This window comes from Dactylosporangium sp. NPDC005555, assembly GCF_040605635.1.
Classification (GTDB): domain Bacteria; phylum Actinomycetota; class Actinomycetes; order Mycobacteriales; family Micromonosporaceae; genus Dactylosporangium.
In genome coordinates this window covers 1-21564 of the sequence record NZ_JBEXDG010000072.1, presented here as the reverse complement: position 1 = coordinate 21564, position 21564 = coordinate 1, and the positions used below count along the sequence as shown (strand labels likewise).

The following is a 21564-nucleotide window of genomic DNA, read 5'->3' as shown; positions in this document are numbered from 1 at the left end:
TGGCCGCGACCTGCCCGATCCTGGAGGGTGAAGTCATCAGGTGCCGCTGGAAGCGCCGCCTCCCAGGAAAATCCGCTGAGTCAAGTTACCCACGCGTGCAGTGAGGTTTATCTCCTGTCGTTGGATGATCTTGCCTAATGTGCAAGTTTCAACTCTTGAACACCTGGAATGTGCAAGGTCACGGGGACCTTCACAGGAAAGGAGGTGATCGAGTGAGACGGATCAACCCGAAGGGGCGGCCGGAGCACGAGCGGGCCGTGGCCACGCTGCGCGCTTCGTACGCCGCGGTGCCGGACGGCAGCCCGGTCCGCCTGGCCAAGAAGACATCCAACCTGTTCCGCCCGAGATCGGCGGCAGGGCCCGCCGGACTCGACGTCAGCGGTCTCGACGGCGTCATCGAGATCGACCCGCTCGCCCGCACCGCGGACGTGCAGGGCATGTGCACCTACGAGGACCTCGTCGACGCCACCCTGCCGCACGGACTGATGCCGCTGGTCGTGCCGCAGCTGCGCACCATCACGCTCGGCGGCGCCGTCACCGGCCTGGGCATCGAGGCCACCTCCTGGCGGCACGGCCTGCCGCACGAGTCGGTGATCGAGCTCGACGTCCTCACCGGCGCCGGTGAGATCGTCACCGCCCGCCCCGACAACGAGCACGCGGCGTTGTTCGCGGCGTTCCCCAACTCGCTGGGCAGTCTGGGGTACGCCACCCGGCTGCGCATCGAGCTGCAGCCCATCACCCCGCAGGTCACCCTCCGCAACATCCGCTTCGACGGCGTCGAGGACCTCCTCGAGGCCGTCGCGGAGGTGATGCGGACCGGCCGCTGGGACGGCACGGACGTCGACGTCATGGACGGCGTCGTCTTCCGGCCCGAGGAGTCCTACCTGGTGCTCGGCGAGTTCGCCGGCGGCACCGGACCGGCCGGTGACTACACCGGCCAGTCGATCTACTACCAGTCGCTGCGCTCCAAGGCGACGGACCGCCTCACCGCCTACGACTACCTGTGGCGGTGGGACACCGACTGGTTCTGGTGCTCGGCCGCCTTCGGTGCGCAGCAGCCGCTCGTCCGGCGGCTGTGGCCGGCCCGGCTGCGCCGCAGCGACGTCTACCACCGCATCGTGCGGCTGGAGAACCGGTTCGGCGTCGCCGCCAGGATCGACCGGCTGCGGGGCAACCCGGACCGCGAGCGGGTCGTCCAGGACGTCGAGCTTCCCCTCGCGCACACCGGCGAGTTCCTGGAATGGTTCACGTCCAACGTGCCGATGGCCCCGATCTGGCTGTGCCCGCTGCGCCTGCGCTCCGGCACGGCCTGGCCCCTCTATCCGATGCACGCGGGCGAGCCCTACGTGAACGTCGGCTTCTGGGGCACCGTCCCGATCGTGCCCGGCACCACCGACGGCGACGTCAACCGGGCCATCGAGGAGAAGGTGTCGGAGCTCGGCGGCCACAAGTCGCTGTACTCCGACGCGTACTACGACCGCGAGACCTTCGACCGGCTCTACGGAGCCGAGGCGTACCGCGCCGCGAAGGACCGCTACGACCCCGGCCACAGACTGACCGACCTCTACGACAAGGTAGTGGGGCGACGATGACCATCACCAACAAGCGTTTCTCGGCGCCGCGGCAGCGTCCGCCGATGCCCACCGTCGCGGACATCGTCCGCGCAGTCACCGACGGCGAGCCCGCCGTGCGCATCACCGCGTACGACGACAGCTCCGTCGGGCCCGGCACGGCGGCGACCACCCTGCACGTCGCCTCCGAACGCGGGCTGTCCTACCTGCTCACCGCCCCCGGTGACCTCGGCATGGCGCGCGCCTACGTGACGGGTGACCTGGAGCTGCGCGGCGTGCACCCCGGCGACCCGTACGAGGCGCTCAAGGCGCTCGACGGCGGGCTGCGGCTGCGGATGCCGTCACCCGCCGACGCGCTGCGGCTGGTGCGCGGCCTCGGCTGGGAGCGGCTGCGCCCGCCCCCGCCCCCGCCGCAGGAGCACCTGCCCAACTGGAAGCGCACGATCAACGGCCTGCGCCACGGCCGGGGCCGCGACGCCGAGGCCATCCACCACCACTACGACGTCTCCAACGCCTTCTACGAGAAGGTCCTCGGCCCCTCGATGACCTACACCTGCGCGGTGTACCGCTCGCCGAGCGACACCCTCGAGCAGGCCCAGTCCAACAAGTACGACCTGGTCGCCGGCAAGCTCGCCCTGAAGCCCGGCATGCGGCTGCTCGACGTCGGCTGCGGCTGGGGCGGCATGGTCCGGCACGCGGCCCGCGAGTACGGCGTCAAGGCCCTGGGCGTCACCCTGTCCCGCGAGCAGGCCGCGTGGGCGCAGGCGGCGATCGAGCGCGAGGGCCTGGGCCACCTCGCCGAGGTCCGCCACCTGGACTACCGCGACGCGCCCCTGGAGCACTTCGACGCGATCAGCTCCATCGGCCTCACCGAGCACGTCGGGCTGCGCAACTACCCCCGGTACTTCAAGACCCTGCGCGACCGGCTCAAGCCCGGCGGCCGCCTGCTCAACCACTGCATCACCCGTGCGGACAACCGCACCTCGCACCGCACCGGCGCCTTCATCGACCGTTACGTCTTCCCCGACGGCGAGCTCGCCAGCCCCGGCAAGCTCGTCAGCGCGGTCCACGACATGGCGTTCGAGGTGCAGCACGAGGAAAACCTGCGGATGCACTACAGCCACACGCTCGCCGGGTGGAACCGGAACCTGGTGGAGCACTGGGACGCCTGCGTCGACGAGGTGGGCGTCGGCACCGCCAGGGTCTGGGGCCTGTACATGGCGGGCTCCCGCTTCGCCTTCGAGCGCAACCAGATCCAGCTGCACCAGATCCTCGCCACGAAGACGACCCGCCTGGGCGACTCCTCGTTCCCGCTGCGACCGGACTGGACCGCGTAACCACAGGCAACGCCGGCGGCACGCCTCCCGCGGGAGGCGTGCCGCTTGTTTTCGATGCCATGTATCTGTTAGAAATATCTGGCAGATACATGGGGATGGGTGCATGAGCAGATCCAGTCAGACGCAGGTGGCGGTCCTCGGTGCGCTCACCGTCGAGCCGATGACGGCATATGCGCTGCGGGAGGCGATCCGGGACGTGCTCGGACACTTCTGGAGCGAGAGCTTCGGGCAGATCTACCCGACGCTGCAGGCCCTCGAGGATGAGGGCCATGTGCGGCGGCAGGAGGGTGCCAGGGCGCGGTCGTCGGTGTTCGTCATCACCCCGTCCGGGACGGCCCGGCTGATCGAGCTGCTCAACGAGCCCGTCCAGGAGAACCCGCCGCGAAACGGGCTGCTGCTGCGGCTCTTCTTCGGCCGGGTCCTCGGCCGGGAGCGGTGCCGGGAGCTGCTGCGGGGCGCCAAGAATGCCGCCGAGGCGCAGCGCGCCGAATACGAGCAGCTCCTGGCGCACCTCGCCGTCGCGGAGGGTGACACGCCCGACTGGCCGTACATCCGCATGACCATCCTCGCGGGGATCCACCACGCCCGGGCGGCGGCCGCCTGGGCGGACGAATGCCTCGACACGCTTCAGGGAGAGCCATGACCCGCGCCCGGCGCAACTTCGTCCTCTTCAGCATCGCCGTCGTCGGCGCCGGGTGGCTCGGTGTGGCCGCCGACGTCGCCAGTGGCACCCCGCTCGTCAACGATGCCGCGTTCAGTGACAGCGGCGGCACACCCGGCATGCTGCTGTTCATCCTCGGGCCGGTGGTGGCGGCGCTCGTGTTGTATTTCGTCTCCCGCGACGGCGCGGGCCCGCTCGGGCTGACGCTGCGCTTCCCGCACCGGGCCCGCTGGTTCGGCGCGGCGGCGGTCCTGTATCCGGTGCTCACCGCGATCACGATCGGCGCCGGGCTCGCCGCCGGCGGGGTGACGCTGTCGCTGACGGGCGGTGAGCCGTTCCTCGCCGCGTTCCTGGCGGTCCTCGCCGTCCAGGTGGTCAAGAATCCCGTCGAGGAGTTCATCTTCCGCGGGTACGGCACCCGCACGGCGATGGCGCTCGACCTGCCCGGGAAGGCCACGCCGCACCTGCTGGTCGGCGTCGTGTGGGCCGCCTGGCACCTGCCGCTGTATCTGGTGTGGACGTCGGACGCGGACATGCGGCTGGTGACGTCGCTGTCCTGGCCAGGGTTCCTGGCGCTGATGTTCGCCGGCCTGACCGCGGCGGCCCTGGTCTACGGCGAGCTGCGGGTGCGGACCGGCTCGATCTGGCCCGGTGTCGTCCTGCACAGCATGACCAACGCGATCGCGACCCCGCTGCTCGTCGACGGGCACCTGCGGTTCACCGGCCACGCCGACGCGTGGTTCTCCCCGGTCGCCAGCTCGGTCGTCATGACCCTGCTCTTCGGCGGCCTCGGGCTGCTGTTCGTCTCCCTCCGTCCGCGGCGCCGTCCCGGCGACGTGATCCAGGCACCGGCGGTCGCGACCGCAGGGTGAGGGTCAGCGCTCCTCCACCCGGCCGAGCACCGGCTTGACGTCGACGATCGGGGTGCCGTCGAGGGCTTCCGGGCCGCGGACGCGCACGCGGGTGCCGTCGACGGCGAGGATCGTGACGCGGTGCGGGCCGACCGGGTTGGGGCGGTCGGGGGAGCGGGTGCTGAAGACGCCGGTCGCCGGGCGGCCGGTGTCGCCGCGGGGGTGGTCGGCGTGGTCGGCGCGGTCGAGCCAGGTGAGCAGGAACACGTCGGTGCCGGGCGGCGAGGTCGCGCAGGGCCGCCCGACGGCCGCCGTGAAGCGCGGCCAGGCGTCAGGAGCGCCCTCGTCGCCCTGCTCGGGGGCCTGCGCACGGTCCAACAGGGGCGATTCGACCCGGCCGGCCGGTCGAACGACGAAATCGGTCACGGAGGTCGTCCGTGCAGGCTCACGGCGAGTTCCCAGCCGAAGTCCAGTTTGGGCGGAGGTGCGCTGTGCAATGTGGACATCATGAGTGACGAGGACCGCCAGTGGAGCGCACCGCCCACCGCCGCACGCCCCGCGACCCCCGGCCAGCCGCCGGGCGCGGACAGCTCCCCCGGCACCTCCGACCTCCCGGCCTCCACCGCGGCCGCCGATGCTGCGCCCGCCGCCGGTCCGGCGCCGGTCTGGGCCCGGCCGGCCGGCGGTGAGCAGCCCACGGCGTCGACCGCACAGATCCCGGCAGGCCCGTTCCCGCCCTCGGTGACCGGCGCCCCGGTGACCGGCGCCCCTGTGGTCGGGGCTCAGGGGAGCGCGGGCCCGGTGAGTGGGGGGTCGACCGCGCAGCTGCCCGGGCACCCGCAGCACACCACCGCACCGCTGCCCGCAGCACAGACGTGGCAGGCGACGCGCACCGGCGCGTTCCCGGCCACCGGCGCGGCGGGGACCGCCTCGGCCACGGGGGCGTTCCCCGCCGTCGGCGGCGCCGGCCAGCAGCCGTACGGCGGCCGGCCCGGCCACGGCACGCACCCCGGATACAGCAGTCAGCCGGTCTCCGGCTATCCCGTCTCGGGCTACCCGATCTCGGGCCAGCCGGGTAGCGGCCAGCGGGCCAACGGCTACACCGCATATGGTCACCCCGGGTATGCCCCATATGGCCAGCCGGTGAGCGGGCAGCCGGGTTACGGGCAGGCGCAGCCGGTCCGCGGCGGCAGGGTCGCCGGGCTCGTCATCGCGGGCCTCGTCATCGCCGTCGTGTCCGCGTTCGGCGGCGGGCTCGTCGCCACGAACTTCGCGGCGGACGGGGGCGGGCCGACGACCGTCATCACCCGCAACGCCGCGCCCAACCTGGAACGCGGCTCGGTCGGGGCGGTCGCCGAGGCGGTCCTGCCCAGCGTCGTGGACATCACGACGGGCGAGGGCGAGGGCTCCGGCGTCATCATGAGCACCGACGGCACCATCATCACCAACAACCACGTGGTCGCCGGGGCGACGAAGCTGACCGTCACGTTCAGCACGGGCAAGACGGCGAGCGCCACCGTCGTCGGCACCGACCCCGCCGGCGACATCGCGGTCATCAAGGCGCAGAACGTGTCGAACCTGACGGCGGCGAAGTTCGGCGACAGCGACGCCCTCCGCGTCGGCGACACGGTCCTGGCCGTCGGCAGCCCGCTCGGCCTGCAGGGGTCGGTGACCGCCGGCATCGTCAGCGCGCTGCACCGCACGATCAGCTCGGGCGAGCAGGGCGCGAAGTCGATCGCCGACGCGATCCAGACCGACGCCGCGATCAACCCCGGCAACTCCGGCGGCGCGCTGGTCAACCTCGCCGGTGAGGTCGTCGGCATCAACACCGCGATCCTGACCGCGGGGGAGAACAGCAACGGCAACATCGGCGTCGGCTTCGCGATCTCCGTGAACCGGGCCCGCTCCGCCGCCGACCAGTTGGCGAAGGGCGGGAAGGTCAGCCACCCGTACCTCGGCGTGCAGCTCGGCGACGGCGACGGCGGCGCTCTGATCGGCGGGGTCGTGGCGGCGGGCCCGGCGGACAAGGCGGGCATGAAGACCGGCGACGTGGTGACGAAGATCGGCACCACCCAGATCAACGACGCGACCGACCTGATCAACGCCGTCCAGGCGGGGAAGGCCGGCGAGCAGCTCAAGATGACCATCAAGCGCGACGGTGCCGAGCAGCAGCTCACCGTCACGCTCGGCGAGTCCCCCTGACCTTCCGCTGCCAACGGCCCGCGCTCGCCACAGCGCGGGCCGTTGTGCTGTTCACCGCGAGGCGATCAGCGCACGGAACCGTTCGAACGCCGGCTTCGGCGTGTAGTCGAAGTCCAGGCCGGCATAGCCGAGCGCGGCGCGGAACTCCCCGCCGCCGAGCCGGCCCAGGCCGGTCCAGAAGTCCTGCGCGGGGTCGAAGACCGGGGTGGAGTTGCAGCCGACCAGCACGTCCAGGCCGAGCCGGTCCACCTCGTCGCGGGCAGCCAGGACGCCTTCCACGATCGCCCGCATGACCTGCGGAAACCCGCCGCGGGCGTGTCCGCGGGCGCGGCTCAGTGGCAGCTCGCGTGGTCGTCGGCGCGGCGGTGTCCGCGGGTGCGGCTCAGCCGGCGTGGACGAGGCTCAGCGGCAGGTCGAACAGCGGGAACAGGTCGGCGCGGCCGAGGTGGGCGACCGACGACGTGATCAGCGGGCCGCCGGTGAGCAGCAGCAGCGCGAAGGGGCTGCCGTCGCGGTACTGGCCGAACGCGGGGCCGCCGTTGGCCCGCACCTGGATCAGCACGTCGCCGCGGCACGCGTCCGAGGCCCGCAGCGTGGCCTCGATCGCGTCGCGGCCGGACAGCCACCACGAGAACGGCGGCATCGACATCGTCGCGTCCCGGTGCAGCAGCGAGACGAGCGTGTCGACGTCGTGGTTGGTGAACGCGTGCACGTAGCGGTCCAGGAGATCCTGGTCGAGGTCCGGCTGCCGTTGCGCCGGCACGGAGGGCAGTGCGGCGCGGGCGCGTTGCAGGGCGCTGTTCACCGACGGCACCGACGCGTCCAGCAACGCCGCGACCTCTGCCGCCGACCAGGCGAGGACGTCGCGGAGGATCAGCACGGCCCGCTGTTTCGGCGGGAGCACCTGCAGCGCCGCCACGAACGCGAGCCGGATCGTCTCGCGCCGCACGGCGAGGTCGGCCGGGTCGGCGGGCAGGACACGGGCGTCGGGGACGGGGGAGACGAACGCGGTCTCCGGCAGCGGCGCCCCGAAGCCGCCGCCGGGCGTGCCCGCGGGCGCCAGGTCGACGGCGAGGGCCCGGCGGCCTGCGGCGCGCAGCGCGTCAAGGCACACGTTGGTGGCGATCGAGTAGAGCCAGGTCCGCAGGGTCGCGCGGCGCTCGTCGAAGCGGTCCGCGGCCCGCCACGCCCGCAGCATCGTCTCCTGGACGGCGTCCTCGGCGTCGAACGCGGAGCCGAGCATTCGGTAGCAGTACCCGGTGAGCTCCGTGCGGTGCGCGTCGAGGTCGGGTCCGGAGATCACGCGCGGACACCGACCGCGCCGAGGCCCGCGTAGGCGGCCGGGTCGCCGACCGGCGGGTCGCCCGGGTCGGGGCGCCACCGCGGCAGGTGGACGAGCCCGGGATCGAGCAGGTCCCAGCCGTCGAACAGGTCGAGGATCGCGTCGTGGTCGCGCAGGACGAGCGGCGTGCCGGTCCGCACGTACAGGTCGGCGAGGGCCTCGAGCTGCTCGGTGCGCGAGCCGGCGGTGCCGTGCGTGATCGCGAGGAGGCTGCCCGGCGCGGCGGCGTCCCGATAGCGGCGCAGCGCCGCGTGCAGGTCCGCGGAGTCCGGGATGAAGTGCAGCATCGCGACCAACAATAGGCAGACCGGCCGGTCGAAGTCGACCAGCGCGCGCACCGCCGGGTCGTCGAGGATGCGGTCCGCCTGGTGCAGGTCGGCCTGCAGGACCACGGTCAGCGGGTCGGCGCCGAGGATCTGCCGCGAGTGGATCACCGCGGTCGGGTCGATGTCGACGTAGACGACCCTGGCCCCGGGGTCGGCGGCGCGGGCGGCCTCGTGGACGTTGCCCTCGGTCGGGATGCCGGAGCCGACGTCGACGAACTGGTGCACGCCCCGGGCGGCGGCGAGCCGCACCGCCCGGCGCAGGAAGGCCCGGTTGTCGCCCGCCACCCGCGGCAGGTCCGGGACCAGGGCGACCGCCCGCTCGGCGACCTCCCGGTCGACGGCGAAGTTGTGCGTGCCGCCGAGGAGGCAGTCGTAGATGCGGGCGGCGCTCGGCCGGTTCGGGTCAACGCTCATGCTGCCGCCTTCCGCTGCGCTCCAGGCGTCAGCGTGAGCCGGAGCTGCGACATGGCTCGCTCATGCTGCCACCTTCGGCTGCGCTCCAGGCGTCAGCCTGAGCTGAACCTGCGACATGATTCGCTCGCGGGCTCGCTCATGACACCGCTTTCCGGAACTTCACTACTGTCCGTTTATGTGACTTTACTCTGGGTGTAGATGCGGACGTGCGGGGGCGGTCAGGTGCGGTGGACGGAGGCGCTCGCGGGCGGCCTGCTCGAGGTGGCGCCGGACGCGATCGTGGTGAGCGACGGCGACGGTGTGATCGCGTTCGCCAACGCGGCCGCGCGGGCTATGTTCGGCACCCAGCACCTCGTCGGCGAGTCGGTCAACGTGCTGGTGCCGCCGGCGAACCCGCCGATGATCGATCGGGTCCGCGCGTACCTGGGCGCCACGCACCCCGACCGGCGGCAGGGCCAGCCGCTGCGGGCGGTCCGGCACGACGGCACCCTCTTCTCCGCGGAGGTCACGCTGTCGGTCGTCGAGGGGCACATCTTCGCCGTCCTGCACGACCTCTCCGGGGCGACGGGCGTGGACCGGGCCCGGTCGCTGCTCGCCTCGATCGTGCAGTCGTCCCACGACGCGATCGTCTCCACCGACCTGGAGGGGATCGTCCTGTCGTGGAACCCGGGCGCCGAGCGGCTCTACGGACACACCGCCGGGGAGATGCTGGGCCGGTCGAAGGACGTCATCATCCCGCCGTCCCGCCGCGACGACGAGACCGAGATCCGCTCGATCGTCGCCGCCGGGGGGCGCGTCGACCCGTACCGGACGCTGCGCCAACGCGCCGACGGCACCGTCTTCACCGTGTCGATGCTGGTGTCGCCGCTGACCGCGGCCGACGGCCGGACCATCGGCGTCACCACCACCACCCGCGACATCAGCGAGCGGGAGCGGGCCGAGGCGCAGATGCAGGCTGTCCTGGACGCCGCGCCCGACGCGCTCATCGGCGCCGACGAGTCGGCCCGGGTCGCGCTGGTCAACACGCAGGCGGAGCGGCTGTTCGGCTACCCCCGCTACGACCTGCTCGACATGCCCGTCGCGCGGCTGCTGCCCGATGGCGCGCAGGCCGAGGGCTGGACCGGGCCGGCCGCCCGCCGCCGCGACGGCACCCTCGTCCCGGTCGACATCACCCGCAGCGTCCTGCGCACCGACGAGGGCGTCATCACGATCGCCGGCATCCGCGACGTCACCGAGCAGATCCTCGCCCGCGCCGAGCAGGAGCGGCTGCGCGCCGAGGCCGACCGGCAGATGGACGAGGTCCGGCTGCAGCGCACCCAGCGCCTCGAAAGTCTCGGCCAGCTCGCCGGCGGCGTCGCGCACGACTTCAACAACCTCCTGGCGGTCATCCTCAACTACGCCGAGTTCATCGTCGAGGACGGCACCGGCACCCCGTTCGAGGAGGACGCCCGCCAGATCCTGCGGGCCGGGCAGCGCGGCAGCGAGCTCACCCACCAGCTGCTCGCCTTCGCCCGCCGTGAGGTGGTCCGCCCGGTGCCGCTGGACGTCAACCACGTCGTCGCCGGGGTCGAGCCGATGCTGACCCGCTCCATCGGCGAGCACATCGAGCTCAGCACCGCACTGTCCGATCCGCTGCCCTCCGTCGTCGCCGACCCCGGCCAGCTCGAACAGGTCCTGGTCAACCTCGCCGTCAACGCCCGCGACGCGATGCCCGAGGGCGGCCGGCTCACCATCGACACCGGCACCGTCATCGTCGACGACGAGCACTCCATGACCCGCGACGGCCTCAAGCCCGGCACGTACGTGCGGCTGCGCGTGTCCGACACCGGCACCGGCATGCCCCGCGACGTGCAGGACAAGGCCTTCGAGCCGTTCTTCACCACCAAGCCCAGCGGCGCCGGCACCGGCCTCGGCCTGGCCACCGTCTACGGCATCGTCGTGCAGGCCGGCGGCACCGTCCGCCTGTACTCCGAGCCGGGCCTCGGCACCACGATCACCGTCCTGCTCCCGGCCAGCGACGCCCAGCCCCTGACCGCCGGCGACGCCCCCTGCTCGGACCGCCCCGCCGGCCAGGGCCAGACCGTCCTCGTCGCGGAGGACGAGGAGGCGCTGCGCGAGGTGACGACCCGCATCCTGGGCCGCGGCGGGTACACGGTCCTCGCCGCATCGGACGGCGCCGACGCGCTGGAGGTCGCGGCGGCCCACGACGGCCCGATCGACCTGCTGCTCAGCGACGTGGTCATGCCCGGCATGCTGGGCCGTGTCCTCGCCGAACGCCTCCAGCAGGCCCGCCCCGACACCCGCGTCCTCTTCATGTCCGGCTACGCCCAGCCCGTCCTCACCAGCAACGGCATCCTCGACCCGGGCGTCCACCTCGTCGAGAAGCCCTTCACCGGCGCCGACCTCCTCGCCGCCGTCGCCGACCAGCTCACGCCCTAGCGCGCTCCCTGGTCCCTGCGGCCGCCGCACGTCGCCATGTCAGCTCAGCGCCGTCCACAGCAGGGTGAGCACCGCCGGCTCCAGCAGGAGACCGCCGCTCCGCCCCGGACGGCAGCCGTCGTGGGGTGGGCGCCGGCGATCCAGGCGAGCGCCCGCCTTGCAGTCAGCGACAGCGCCATGTCCAACGACCGCCGTCGTCGATGCGATGGCGGTCGTGACCGACGGTGTGTCCGCCTCGGCAGGAAGGCCGGGCGGTCACCGTGCCGTGAGCGCGGGCTCCCGGGTGCGAGCGGCGCGCGTGCGGTCCTCGACGAGGAAGCTGACCGCCGCCAGGGCCAGGCCGACCACGCCGAGCGCCACGCCGACCCAGGCGGGGGCGAGGTAGCCCCAGCCGCGGGCGATGACCAGGCCGCCGAGGGCGGCGCCGAGGCTGTTGGCGACGTTCATCGCGGACTGGTTGACCGCGGCGCCCATGAGCTGGGCGGTCGGGGCGACGCTGATCAGGCGGGACTGCATGGCCGGGCCGAGGAAGAGGCCGGCGGCGCCGATCAGGAATGCGCCGGCGAACAGGCCGGCCGGGGAGTCGGCGACGAGCGCGAAGACCACCATCGCGGCGATGAACACGGTGAAGCCGCCGAGGATGCTGCGGCGCAGGTCGCGGTCGGAGAAGTAGCCGCCGGCGGCGTTGCCGACGGTCATGCCGAGGCCGACGGCGACGAGGACCCACGGGACGGTGCCGGTGGACAGGCCCGCGACGTGGGTGGTGACGGGGGCGATGTAGCTGTCGATGGCGAAGAAGCCGGCGAAGCCGAGGGCCGCGACCGCCGCGACGAGCCACACCTGCGGCGCGCGGAAGGCGGCGAGCTCGGCGCGCGGGGAGCCGTCGACCGCGGCGGCGACGGCCGGGACGGTGGCGAGGACGGCCAGGAGGGTCAGCACGAACATGAGGGCGATCACCATGTACGCCGTGCGCCAGCTCGCCGTCTGGCCGAGCCGGGTGATGGCGGGCACGCCGACCAGGTTGGCCGCGGTGAGGCCGCCGAGAACCACCGCGAAGCCCTTCGCGTGGTTGCCCGGGCCCATGATGGCGGCGGCGAGCAGGCCGGCCGCGCCGAAGTAGGCGCCGTGCGGCAGCGCGGCCACGAAGCGGGCGACGAGGACCAGCTCGAACGTCGGGGCCAGGGCGGACGCGACCGTGCCGGCCGCGAACAGCGCGAGGAGCCCGACGACGAGGTGCTTGCGGGGCAGCCGGGCGGTCAGCGCCGCGATCGTGGGCGCGCCGACGACGACGCCGAGCGCGTACACGGTGATCATCCAGCCGCCGTGGGCCACGGCCTTCGCGCTGGACTGCTCGTAGAGCGACGGCAGGAGGTTGCGGGCGATGTCGGGGAGCAGCCCCATCGCGACGAACTCGGTGAGCCCGATGGCGAAGCCGCCGAGCGCGAGGGCGAGCAGCGCCGTCCAGCGCCGGGACGCGGTGAGGTGGTCCATGCGGGCAGTTTAGCAACGCTGTTGCGTAATAGACTGTGGCGATGGACACGCCCGGAGCCCACCTGGAGCACCTGCGGGACTACAACGAGTCGCTCGTCGTCGCGCTCGCCCGGACGAGGGCCGAGTTCGACCGTGCGGGCGTCGCCGAGGCGACCGGGCTGACCCCGCAGGCGGTGTCGAAGGTCCTCGGCCGGCTTGCCGAGCACGGCCTGGTCGAGATCTGCGGGGTGCGCCGGCGGGGCGTCGGCAAGCCGGCCAGCATCTACCGGCTCGTGCCGGGCAGCCGCCACGCCGCCGGGGTGCACGTCACCCGCACCACGCTGCGCACCGTGCTGACCGACCTCGCCGGCACGGTCCTCGCCTCGCGGGTCACGCCGCTGCCGCCGGACTTCACGCCCGGGCAGCTGCTGGACGCCGTCCGCGGGAGCGTCGCGTTCGACACCGACCTGGTCGGGGTGGGGATCGGGATGGTCGGCCCGCTCGACCACGCGGCCGGCATCGTCCGGGGCGCCCATCGGTTGCGGCACTGGCACGACGTGCCACTGCGGGACCTGGCACAGGAGGCCCTGGCGCTGCCCGTACACCTGGACAAGGACGTGACCGCCGGAGTCACCGCCGAAGCCTGGCGCCGCGGGCCCGCCTTCCGCGACGGGGCGCTCATCATGGTCGAGTCGGGCATCGGCGCGGGGCTGTGGCTCGGCGGCGGCGCCTACCGGGGCGCGCACACCAACGCCGGCGAGTTCGGGCACACCGTCATGCAGCTCGACGGGCCGCGCTGCGTCTGCGGCCGCGACGGGTGCCTGGAGATACTGCACGACACGGCGGTCGCCGACGGCCGGGTCGCGGACGCGGCGCGGGTGCTCGCGGTGGGCATCGTCAACCTGCTGCAGACCACTGACGTCAACCACATCGTGCTCGCCGGCGCCGACCTTCTGCGTTTCCCCGAGGTGTACGAGGCCGCGACGCGCTCAGCCATACCCCGCTCCCACTGGCAGTCGGTGTCGGTGACCCTCGCCGACCTCCGTGCCGACGTCATCGCGGCGGGGGCGGCGATGCAGGTGCTCGACGCCGCGTACGGCATCCCTTCAAAAATGGGTGTTCGTTCATTATTTTGAGGGCGTGATTTTGAGGGCGTGATCGACCGGAGCAGCCGCACCGCCGAGCACGTCGCCATGTTCCGCGCCCTCGAGACGGCCCTGGACGGCACCGCCACGTTCCCCGGTGCGGCCGAGTGGCACGCCGCGGTGCGCCGGGAGGGCGAGCCGTGGACGTTCGGCTTCGACCCGGCCTCGGGACTCGGTCGTCAGGATCTTCATCGCCGTCTACCAGGGCCTGCTCCTGCAGACCGTCCTCGACGACACCCTCGACCACGACCGCCTCGCCGCCACCGCCGAACACATCCTCCGCGCCGCCCTCGCGGGGCCGGATACGCTGCGTCCGGCGTGACCGGTGCACCGCGGAGGCTTCATGGGTGCCAAGACGGCAGGCGGCGGTCGACGAGTTCCGCCGGACGCACACGGTGCGCCGGCACAGGATGGGCGACACGTAGCGTCGGCGCACGCTGTACCGTGCGCAGGTGGGCTTCTCCTCCAGACGGCTGGCCCGGGTCCGGGCGCAGCTCGACCGCCACGTCGACACAGGCTTCGTCCCCGGTGCGCTGGCACTGCTCGCCCGGCACGGCGAGGTGCGCCTCGAGGCGGCGGGCAACCTCGCGTTCGAGGGTCCCGGGTCGGCGGCACCGATCGCGAGCGACACGATCTTCCGCCTCGGCTCGGCGTCGAAGCCGATCGTCGCCGCGTGCGCGATGACGCTCGTCGAGGACTGCACGCTGCGCCTCGACGACCCGGTCGACGCGCTGCTGCCGGAGCTGGCGGACATGACCGTGCTCACCGACCCCGGCGGACCCCTGGACGACATCGTCCCGGCGGAGCGGCCGATCACGTTGCGGATGCTGCTCACGTACACGCTGGGCACCGGCATGGTCCCCGCCGAGCCGGGCACGGTCCCGATCGCCGACGCCCTCCCGGGGACCGGCGAGCAGCCGCCCGACGAGTGGCTGCGCCGGCTCGGCGCGCTGCCGCTGCTGCACCAGCCGGGCGAGCGCTGGATGTATGACACCGGCTCCAACATCCTGGGCGTCCTCATCGCCAGAGCGACGGGCATGTCCTTCGGCGCCGCCCTGCGCGAGCGCGTCTGTGCGCCGCTTGGGATGCGGGACACCGGCTTCAGCGTGGCCGCGGCAGACCTGGAGCGGCTGGCCACGGCATACGAACGGGACAACGACGCCACCGGCGTGCCGGTCGTCGAGGACGGCCCCGACGGCAGGTACAGCCGCCCGCCGACCTTCGAGAGCGGCGGCGGCGGCCTCGTGTCGACCGCTGAGGACTACCTCGCCTTCGCCTCGGCGATGCTGGCCGGCGGCGTCCACCGTGGGGAGCGGGTGCTGTCCCGGCCGTCGGTGACGCTGATGACGAGCGACCACCTGACCCCCGCGCAGAAGGCGGTGTCCGGCTTCCGGCCGGACTACTTCGACGACATCGGCTGGGGCTTCGGCATGTCCGTCCGCACCCGCCGCACCCAGCTCGGCCCGTCCGTCGGCAGCTACGGCTGGCCCGGCTACTACGGCGCCGTCTGGTACAACGACCCCGCCGAGGACCTGACGGCCATCTTCCTGTTGCAGCGCGCCCACGCGGGCGACCAGCTCCTGCCGATGTGGACCGACCTCTGGACGTCTGTCTACCAGGCCATCGACAACTGAGCGACGCGCGGCGGCCGGGTGGTCAGCCGTCCGCGGTGGGCTGCTCGGCGGCGGCGAGGAGGTCACGCAGGAGGGCGGCGAGCCGCCCGCGGTCCGGCTCGGGCAGGCGCTCGAAGATCTCGCGCTGCGCGGCCAGGCCGATCGTGACGGCCTCGTCGATGAGGGTGCGCCCGGCGTCGGTGAGGGTGATGACCAGGCCGCGGCGGTCGGCGGGATCGGGGGACCGGGCGACCAGCCCGGCCCGCTCCAGGCGGTCCAGGCGCCCGGTCATGCCGCCCGAGGTGAGCATCAGCGACGCGGTCAGCGACTTCGGCGACAGCTGGAACGGTGCGCCCGCGCGGCGCAGGGTCGCGAGCACGTCGAACTCGCCGCGGTTGATGCCGAGCGCCCCGTACACCCGCTCCTGCCGCTCGCCGACGATGCGGGCCAGCCGGTACACGCGGCCGAACGCGGCCATCGCGGCGGTCTCGAGGTCGGGGCGCTCGCGGGCCCACTGCTCGACGATCCGGTCGACGTCGTCTGCCACGTCGGCCATCCTCTCATATCTTGTAACCAAGTAGCTTAGTGCTAAGCTACTTAGTCATGAGGAACCTTGCCGTGGCCACCGCCGCAGCGCCCGCGCTGTGGGGCACCACCTACCTCGTCACCACCGAGCTCCTGCCCGACGGGCGGCCGCTGCTCGCCGGGACGCTGCGTGCCCTGCCGGCCGGGTTGCTGCTGGTCGGCGTCGTCGCGGCCCTCGCCGGGCGCCGGGCGCTGCCGCAAGGGGCCTGGTGGTGGCGTGCGGCGGTGCTCGGCTTCCTGAATATCGGGCTGTTCTTCGCGTTGCTGTTCGTCGCGGCGTACCGGCTGCCCGGCGGGATCGCGGCGGTCCTCGGCGCGCTCGGCCCGTTCGTGGTGGCGGCCCTAGCGTTCGCGCTGCTCAGCCAGCGTCCGGGGCGTCGCGTGCTGCTCGCCGGCGGCGCCGGGCTGGCCGGGGTGGCGCTGCTGGTGCTGCGCTCCGACGCCGCCCTCGACCCCATCGGGCTCGCCGCCGCGGCCGCGGGCATGGTGTCGATGTCCCTGGGCACCGTGCTCGGCCGCCGCTGGGGTGCGCCTGAAGGCCTGCCCGACCGGCGCACCGCCCTGCTGGCGCTGACCGGCTGGCAGCTGAGCGTCGGCGGGCTGCTGCTCGCCCCGGTGACGCTGGTCGTCGAAGGGCTGCCGCCCGCGCTGACCTGGACGAACGCCGCCGGGTTCGGCTACCTGTCGCTGGTCGGCACCGCCGGCGCCTACTTCCTGTGGTTCCGCGGCGTCACCGCCCTCGCGCCCGCCAGGGTCACGCTGCTCGGCCTGCTCAGCCCGGTCGTCGCCGCCGTCCTCGGCTGGCTCGTCCTGGGTCAGTCGCTGTCGCCGGGGCAGCTGCTCGGCGCCGCCGCCGTGCTCGCCGCGGTCGTGGCCGGCGCCGGCGCCGCGCCGCTGCGCCTATCCTTCACCCGTGCAGCTGCGGTTCGAGACGCGCGCGTCTGACTCCTCCTGGGTCGACGCCGTGTGGACCTGTACCAGCGACCACGTCACGACGATGACCTCGGTCGCGGCGGTCAACTGGGGCCTCGTCTTCTGGGAGCGGGACGGTCACGGGTATGCGGGCGTCACCGGACCCGAGACCAGGACCGGCACCGCGCCCGTGCCGGAGGGCGCGACGTTCGTCGGCATCGAGTTCGCGGTGGGCACGTCGCTACGGACCGTGCCGACGCCCGCGCTCGTCGACGCCGGCATCGAGCTGCCGGACGCGACCCGCAGGACGTTCCGCCTCGACGGGGCGCGGTGGGGGACGCCCGGCGCCGACGACGCCGAGGCCCTGGTCGACCGGCTCGTCCGCGCGGGAGCCGTGGTCCGCGACCCCCTCGTCGTCGCGGTGCGCCGCGGCGAGGACCCGGAGGTCACCGGGCGCACCGTCGAACGCCGCTTCCGCGCCGCGACCGGACTCACCCAGGGCGTGGTCCGCCAGATCGAACGCGCCCGCACCGCCGCGGCCCTCCTCGCCACCGGCACCCCGGTCGCGGACGTCGTCACCGGGCTCGACTACTTCGACGAGCCGCACCTTGCCCGCTCGCTGCGACGGTACGTGGGTCGCACGGCCCGCCAGGTGCGTGAGGGCTCCGGCGGCGCGATCGCCATCGACCTGGCTCAGCGGGCCACGTCGTACACCACCTTGACGACGCCGTTGGGATAGGCCCCGGACGCACGCAGGCGCAGCACCTGCTTGTCCCGGTCCGCCCGGCTGAACAGGCTCTTGCCCGCACCGAGCAGCACCGGGAAGACGAGCAGGTGGTAGCGGTCGATCAGGTCCGCATCGGCCAGCCGCCGGGCGAGCTCAGCGCTGCCGTGGACGAAGATCGCGCCGCCGTCGCCCCGCTGGGCCTCGTGCTTGAGGGCGGCGACCTCCTTCTCCGAGCGCAGGATCGTCGTCGGACCCCAGCCGTCGACGAGCGCGTCCTCGCTCAGCGTGGAGGAGACCACGTACTTGGGCAGCTCCTTGTACGCGGCGTGATCGTCCGACTCGCGCCAGTACGGCGCGAACGCCTCGTAGCTGCGGCGGCCGAACATCAGCGCGGTCGTCTCCGCGAGCTCCTCGCCCTTGAGGGCGAACGCCTCGGGCAGGAACTCGACGCCTGCGACCCAGCCGCCGCTGCGATGCCCTTCGCCGGGTCCGCCGGGCGAGTCCAGCACGCCGTCGAGTGACATGAATCCTGTGTAGACCAGTTCGCGCATGCCCTCGATGCTAGGAACCGCCGCCGCGCCGGTCTTGTACGGAAACGACAGCGGGGCGCAGCAGCAGTCGCAGCATGCCGCGGTAGGAGTCGAAGCCCGGCACCCGGGCCTTCGGGTCCTTCGACTGCTCGTCCCAGCGGCGCAGGGCCACCGCGTCGCTGGCGTACGGCAGCTCCTGGAACGACGCCGCCTGCTCCGCGGTGAACGGGCCGCCCTGGACGGACAGCGTGAACCGGGAGGCGTCGGACAGCCGCGCGTGGTAGCCGGGCTCGACCGTGCACAGGTAGCGCTTCGCCGCCACGTGCAGGTGCACCGGCTCCGTCACCGCAGGGCCGAACCAGCGGGCCAGCCAGTCCGCGCCCGTGTCGCTGTGCCGGTTGTCGGTGCCCTCCATCAGCTGCGCGCCCGTGACGACGCCGTGGAAGTGCCCGACGTCGTGCAGCAGCGCGGCGGCCACGAGCGGCGGCGGCGCGCCCGCGACCGAGGCGAGCGCGGCGGTCTGCAGCATGTGCTGCGCCTGCGTCACCGGCTCGCCGAGATACTCGCGCGCACCGTCGCCCTCGAACAGTGCGGCGATCCCCAGAATCGGGTCCATCAGCGACCTCGGCCTCATCCTCGCGACGGTACGACCCGTGATTGACCTTCAGGTGATGTTTGGATGTCGATCCGCACGGCAACGACATGAGGGAAGCCCTCAGCATCCGTACTGCCCTATCGACTGCGGATGCGAGCGGCGCGACAGACGGCGGGTCCCGGCACACGAAGCCGGGGCCTGCCGTCGTTTTTGTCGTACCTGGAACGTAGATTGCCTAGCACCTGGTCGAGGAGGTCACGGTGCTCCGGTTGGTGCTGGGCGCGTTGCGGGCGCGCACCGCGCAGGCGTGGACGGTGTTCACGCTCGCGGTCCTGCTCGTCACGGCCGCGACCGCCGGCCCCTGGTATGCGGCCGCCGCCGAGCGCCGGGCCACCGCCGCCGACGTCGCCGTCGCGCCCGCCGCGCAGCGCATGCTGTCCGTGCGGCGGCAGACCGACACCGACGGCGATGCGGCGGTCGCGCTCGCCACCTTCCGGGCCGGCGTCGAGCGGCTCCTCACCGTCCGCGACGAAGCGCCGGTCCTCGGCATGTCCGTGTCCATGACGTTCGGCAAGGGCGGCACGTCGAGCGTCGTCGCCGCCTATCGCGACGGTGCCTGCGACCACATGCGCATCGAGGGCGCCTGCCCGCGCGCGGCCGGCGAGACGGTCGTCAGCGGCGACACCGCCGACGCCTTCGGCCTGCACATCGGTGACACCGTGGTGCTCAGCTCGCAGCCGGGCGCCCCGCAGGAGCAGGTCCGCGTCGTCGGGCGCTATGAGCTCGTCGACCCGGCCGGCCTCTACTGGGCGAACCCGCTGTTCCGCCGCGACGCGGCGGGCAACATCGACCCGTTCTTCCTCGCCGTGGACGCGTTCGCCAGCAGCCGGTTCGTCGACCCCACCTTCGACTACACGACGGCGGTGCCCGAGCGGGCGCTCGCCGGGGCCGGGCTCGCCGAGCAGCTGCGCCGCGCCGAATACACGCTGCGCGGCGCCGGCTATTACCTGATCGCGCCGACCCAGGACCTGCTCGACCGCATCGCCGCCGACCGGGCCGCGATCCGCCGCGGCGTCCTCGCCGGCGCGCTGCAGGCGGTCGTCCTGTGCTGGTTCGCGCTCGGCCTCGCGGGCAGGCACACCTCCGGCGACCGCCGCGGCGACGTGGCCCTGCTGAAGCTGCGCGGCAGCACCCGGCGCAGGATGCTGCGGCTCGCCGCCGGTCAGCACCTCGTGCCGCTGCTCGCCGCCGCACCGGCCGGCTTCGGGCTGGGGTGGCTGCTGGCGTATGGGCTGGCGGGGGCGCCACCGGCCGCGGACCGCGGTGGGGTGCTCCAGACCAGCCTTGCCGCCGCCGGTGCGGCCCTGCTCGGCGCGGCGGTTGCGGTGCTCAGCGCCGAGGTGCCGGTGCTGCGGGCGCCGGTCGCCGTCCTGCTGCGCGAGGTCCCCGGCCGGCGGCGCGGCTGGCGCCGCGGCGCGCTCGACGCGGTCCTGGTGATCCTCGCGGCCGTCGGCGCGTTCCAGCTCGGCCGCAACGGCTTCGCCGCCGCCGTCCCCGTGCTCGTGGCGGTCGTGCTCGCCGTCCCCCTCGCCCGGCTGCTGGGCGCCGCCGCCGACCGGGCCGGGGCGGGTGCGCTGCGCCGCGGGCGGCTGCGGCTCGGGCTCACCGCGGTGCAGGTGTCGCGGCGGCCCGGCGCCGACCGGGTGTTCGCGCTCGTCGCCGTCGCCGTCGCCGGGCTCACCGCCGCCACCGCCGCCCAGGTCACCGGCGACACCGCCCGGGCGGACCGCAGCGGCCAGGAGCTCGGCGCCGCCCGCGTCCTCACCGTGAGGGTCGCCAACCCGACGACGCTGCTGCGGGCGGTCCGGGAGGCCGACCCCGGCGGGCGGTATGCGATGGCCGTCGTCGTCGACGACACCACCCGGCCCCGGGTCCTCGCCGTCGACGCGAGCCGGCTCGCCGCCGTCGCCCGCTGGCGGACCGAATACGGGCCGCTGCCGTCGCTCGCGGCGCCGGCCGTGGGGGACAGAGCACCCGCGACCGTCGGCGCCGGGCCGCTCGTCCTGCGCGCCCGCGGCGCCGGGGAGGGTGGGGTGACGCTGGCGGTGCACCTGCAGGACACCGCCGACGGGTCGCTGAGCACGGTCACGCTCGGGCCCGTCCCCGCCGGGGCGCACGAGGTCACCGCCGGCGTCGAGGGCTGCGCCGCGGGCTGCCGCGTCACGCGGCTCGACCTCGTCAAGGCCGGCGCCGGCGACGCGCTCACCGTCGAGGCGCTGCGGCAGGGGGACCGGGCCGTGTTCGACAGCGCCACCCTCGGGGACCCCAGGCTGTGGCGGGCCCCGGCGAAGGGCCTCGCCGTGTCGGTCGTCGCCCGGCAGGGCACGCTCACGCTCGCACAGGCACCGGCGGTGTATCGCGGCGACAGCGTCGCCTACCCGATCGCCACCGGCCTGCCGCTGCCCGTCGTCGTCGCCGGCGAGGTGCCCGAGGGATGGCGGCTCGGCGACCCTGCCGTCGATGTCTTCGGTAGCGGCGCCGTCCCGGTCCGCGTCGCCGGCACCACCGGCGTGCTCCCCGCCGTCGGCACCGCCGGCATCCTGCTCGACCTCGACGCCGCCGAGCGGCTCGGCACCGGCGGCGCCGCCGGCCGCACCGAGGTGTGGCTCGCCGACGGTGCTCCCGCGTCCGTCGTCGCCGCGCTCGCCGCCGCCGGGCTCGTCGTCCTCGGCGACGACACCGCGACCGCCCGCGCCGCCCGGCTCGCCGGGCAGGGCCCCGCCGTCGCCACCCGGCTCCAGCTCGTCACCGCCGCGCTCGGTGTGCTCGCCGCCGCGGCCGCCC

20 protein-coding genes are annotated in these 21564 nt (G+C 73.7%); 12 read left to right on the top strand and 8 right to left on the bottom strand.

Translation table 11 applies throughout. From position 1 onward, the window contains the following. Positions 1-221 precede the first annotated feature (221 nt). The 4 genes from ABZS58_RS44485 (at position 222) to ABZS58_RS44470 (ending at position 4441) form a co-directional block, all read left to right on the top strand. A complete protein-coding gene (locus ABZS58_RS44485) occupies positions 222-1592 on the top strand; it encodes an FAD-binding oxidoreductase (RefSeq protein WP_354790236.1) in 1371 nt (456 codons plus the stop codon). Further along, positions 1589-2908 carry a class I SAM-dependent methyltransferase gene (locus ABZS58_RS44480; protein WP_354790209.1) on the top strand — a complete coding sequence of 440 codons (1320 nt, stop codon included), beginning with the start codon at positions 1589-1591 and terminating at the stop codon, positions 2906-2908. Before ABZS58_RS44485 ends, ABZS58_RS44480 begins: the two co-directional genes overlap by 4 nt. Before the next feature lie 103 nt (positions 2909-3011). Further along, a complete protein-coding gene (locus ABZS58_RS44475; RefSeq protein ID WP_354790208.1) occupies positions 3012-3551 on the top strand; it encodes a PadR family transcriptional regulator in 540 nt (179 codons plus the stop codon). Beyond that, positions 3548-4441 carry a CPBP family intramembrane glutamic endopeptidase gene (locus ABZS58_RS44470; protein WP_354790207.1) on the top strand — a complete coding sequence of 298 codons (894 nt, stop codon included), beginning with the start codon at positions 3548-3550 and terminating at the stop codon, positions 4439-4441. The genes ABZS58_RS44475 and ABZS58_RS44470 overlap by 4 nt, the downstream gene beginning before the upstream one ends. Before the next feature lie 3 nt (positions 4442-4444). Here the strand turns inward: ABZS58_RS44470 and ABZS58_RS44465 are convergent, their stop codons facing one another. After that, on the bottom strand, positions 4445-4846 hold the full coding sequence (locus tag ABZS58_RS44465; protein ID WP_354790205.1) for a TrmO family methyltransferase: 402 nt from the start codon (positions 4844-4846) through the stop codon (positions 4445-4447). A gap of 81 nt (positions 4847-4927) precedes the next feature. Between ABZS58_RS44465 and ABZS58_RS44460 the strand changes: the two genes are divergently transcribed. Further along, positions 4928-6622, top strand: a complete 1695-nt coding sequence (locus ABZS58_RS44460) for a trypsin-like peptidase domain-containing protein (protein WP_354790204.1) — start codon at positions 4928-4930, stop codon at positions 6620-6622. A 51-nt stretch (positions 6623-6673) separates the two neighbouring features. Here the strand turns inward: ABZS58_RS44460 and ABZS58_RS44455 are convergent, their stop codons facing one another. The 3 genes from ABZS58_RS44455 to ABZS58_RS44445 form a co-directional block, all read right to left on the bottom strand. Continuing rightward, positions 6674-6913: a hypothetical protein gene (locus ABZS58_RS44455; protein ID WP_354790203.1), complete on the bottom strand. Its 240-nt coding sequence runs from the start codon at positions 6911-6913 to the stop codon at positions 6674-6676. A 91-nt stretch (positions 6914-7004) separates the two neighbouring features. Further along, the gene (locus ABZS58_RS44450) at positions 7005-7925 is read right to left on the bottom strand and encodes an RNA polymerase subunit sigma-70 (RefSeq protein ID WP_354790202.1); all 921 of its coding nucleotides are present in this window, start codon (positions 7923-7925) and stop codon (positions 7005-7007) included. Continuing rightward, positions 7922-8704: an SAM-dependent methyltransferase gene (locus ABZS58_RS44445; RefSeq protein ID WP_354790200.1), complete on the bottom strand. Its 783-nt coding sequence runs from the start codon at positions 8702-8704 to the stop codon at positions 7922-7924. The genes ABZS58_RS44450 and ABZS58_RS44445 overlap by 4 nt, the downstream gene beginning before the upstream one ends. A gap of 198 nt (positions 8705-8902) precedes the next feature. Here ABZS58_RS44445 and ABZS58_RS44440 point away from each other — a divergent pair, with 198 nt between their 5' ends. Further along, positions 8903-11143, top strand: a complete 2241-nt coding sequence (locus ABZS58_RS44440; protein ID WP_354790199.1) for a PAS domain S-box protein — start codon at positions 8903-8905, stop codon at positions 11141-11143. A gap of 255 nt (positions 11144-11398) precedes the next feature. On the opposite strand, the gene ABZS58_RS44435 is transcribed toward ABZS58_RS44440, so the two are convergent. Beyond that, positions 11399-12634 (bottom strand): MFS transporter, encoded by a 1236-nt coding sequence (locus ABZS58_RS44435; protein WP_354790197.1) that lies wholly within the window; start codon positions 12632-12634, stop codon positions 11399-11401. Positions 12635-12675: 41 nt separating this feature from the next. Between ABZS58_RS44435 and ABZS58_RS44430 the strand changes: the two genes are divergently transcribed. From ABZS58_RS44430 to ABZS58_RS44420, 3 genes are all read left to right on the top strand, one after another. Beyond that, positions 12676-13749, top strand: a complete 1074-nt coding sequence (locus ABZS58_RS44430; protein ID WP_354790196.1) for an ROK family transcriptional regulator — start codon at positions 12676-12678, stop codon at positions 13747-13749. Between the two features lie 106 nt (positions 13750-13855). Beyond that, positions 13856-14080 (top strand): hypothetical protein, encoded by a 225-nt coding sequence (locus tag ABZS58_RS44425; protein ID WP_354790194.1) that lies wholly within the window; start codon positions 13856-13858, stop codon positions 14078-14080. 130 nt (positions 14081-14210) lie between these two features. Then, a complete protein-coding gene (locus ABZS58_RS44420) occupies positions 14211-15392 on the top strand; it encodes a serine hydrolase domain-containing protein (RefSeq protein WP_354790192.1) in 1182 nt (393 codons plus the stop codon). Positions 15393-15414: 22 nt separating this feature from the next. Here the strand turns inward: ABZS58_RS44420 and ABZS58_RS44415 are convergent, their stop codons facing one another. After that, positions 15415-15927, bottom strand: a complete 513-nt coding sequence (locus ABZS58_RS44415) for a MarR family transcriptional regulator (RefSeq protein ID WP_354790191.1) — start codon at positions 15925-15927, stop codon at positions 15415-15417. Between the two features lie 47 nt (positions 15928-15974). Between ABZS58_RS44415 and ABZS58_RS44410 the strand changes: the two genes are divergently transcribed. After that, entirely contained in the window at positions 15975-16901 is a 927-nt protein-coding gene (locus tag ABZS58_RS44410; protein ID WP_354790190.1) for an EamA family transporter, read from the top strand. Next, positions 16870-17607 (top strand): helix-turn-helix domain-containing protein, encoded by a 738-nt coding sequence (locus ABZS58_RS44405; protein ID WP_354790188.1) that lies wholly within the window; start codon positions 16870-16872, stop codon positions 17605-17607. Before ABZS58_RS44410 ends, ABZS58_RS44405 begins: the two co-directional genes overlap by 32 nt. On the opposite strand, the gene ABZS58_RS44400 is transcribed toward ABZS58_RS44405, so the two are convergent. Continuing rightward, on the bottom strand, positions 17562-18146 hold the full coding sequence (locus ABZS58_RS44400) for a dihydrofolate reductase family protein (protein WP_354790187.1): 585 nt from the start codon (positions 18144-18146) through the stop codon (positions 17562-17564). The genes ABZS58_RS44405 and ABZS58_RS44400 overlap by 46 nt on opposite strands. 10 nt (positions 18147-18156) lie before the next feature. Further along, positions 18157-18759, bottom strand: a complete 603-nt coding sequence (locus ABZS58_RS44395) for an HD domain-containing protein (RefSeq protein WP_354790185.1) — start codon at positions 18757-18759, stop codon at positions 18157-18159. A 221-nt stretch (positions 18760-18980) separates the two neighbouring features. On the opposite strand from ABZS58_RS44395, the gene ABZS58_RS44390 reads away from it, so the two are divergent. Continuing rightward, on the top strand, positions 18981-21564 hold a 2584-nt coding region (locus ABZS58_RS44390), incomplete at its 3' end, for an FtsX-like permease family protein (protein ID WP_354790183.1).

Excerpts from the sequence above, each read along its gene's own strand:
- ABZS58_RS44480 (WP_354790209.1), top strand. The coding sequence starts at position 1,589 with ATGACCATCACCAACAAGCGTTTCTCGGCGCCGCGGCAGCGTCCGCCG.
- ABZS58_RS44475 (WP_354790208.1), top strand. The coding sequence starts at position 3,012 with ATGAGCAGATCCAGTCAGACGCAGGTGGCGGTCCTCGGTGCGCTCACC.
- ABZS58_RS44470 (WP_354790207.1), top strand. The coding sequence starts at position 3,548 with ATGACCCGCGCCCGGCGCAACTTCGTCCTCTTCAGCATCGCCGTCGTC.
- ABZS58_RS44460 (WP_354790204.1), top strand. The coding sequence starts at position 4,928 with ATGAGTGACGAGGACCGCCAGTGGAGCGCACCGCCCACCGCCGCACGC.
- ABZS58_RS44455 (WP_354790203.1), bottom strand. The coding sequence starts at position 6,913 with ATGCGGGCGATCGTGGAAGGCGTCCTGGCTGCCCGCGACGAGGTGGAC.
- ABZS58_RS44445 (WP_354790200.1), bottom strand. The coding sequence starts at position 8,704 with ATGAGCGTTGACCCGAACCGGCCGAGCGCCGCCCGCATCTACGACTGC.
- ABZS58_RS44440 (WP_354790199.1), top strand. The coding sequence starts at position 8,903 with ATGCGGACGTGCGGGGGCGGTCAGGTGCGGTGGACGGAGGCGCTCGCG.
- ABZS58_RS44435 (WP_354790197.1), bottom strand. The coding sequence starts at position 12,634 with ATGGACCACCTCACCGCGTCCCGGCGCTGGACGGCGCTGCTCGCCCTC.
- ABZS58_RS44430 (WP_354790196.1), top strand. The coding sequence starts at position 12,676 with ATGGACACGCCCGGAGCCCACCTGGAGCACCTGCGGGACTACAACGAG.
- ABZS58_RS44415 (WP_354790191.1), bottom strand. The coding sequence starts at position 15,927 with ATGGCCGACGTGGCAGACGACGTCGACCGGATCGTCGAGCAGTGGGCC.
- ABZS58_RS44410 (WP_354790190.1), top strand. The coding sequence starts at position 15,975 with ATGAGGAACCTTGCCGTGGCCACCGCCGCAGCGCCCGCGCTGTGGGGC.
- ABZS58_RS44400 (WP_354790187.1), bottom strand. The coding sequence starts at position 18,146 with ATGCGCGAACTGGTCTACACAGGATTCATGTCACTCGACGGCGTGCTG.
- ABZS58_RS44395 (WP_354790185.1), bottom strand. The coding sequence starts at position 18,759 with ATGAGGCCGAGGTCGCTGATGGACCCGATTCTGGGGATCGCCGCACTG.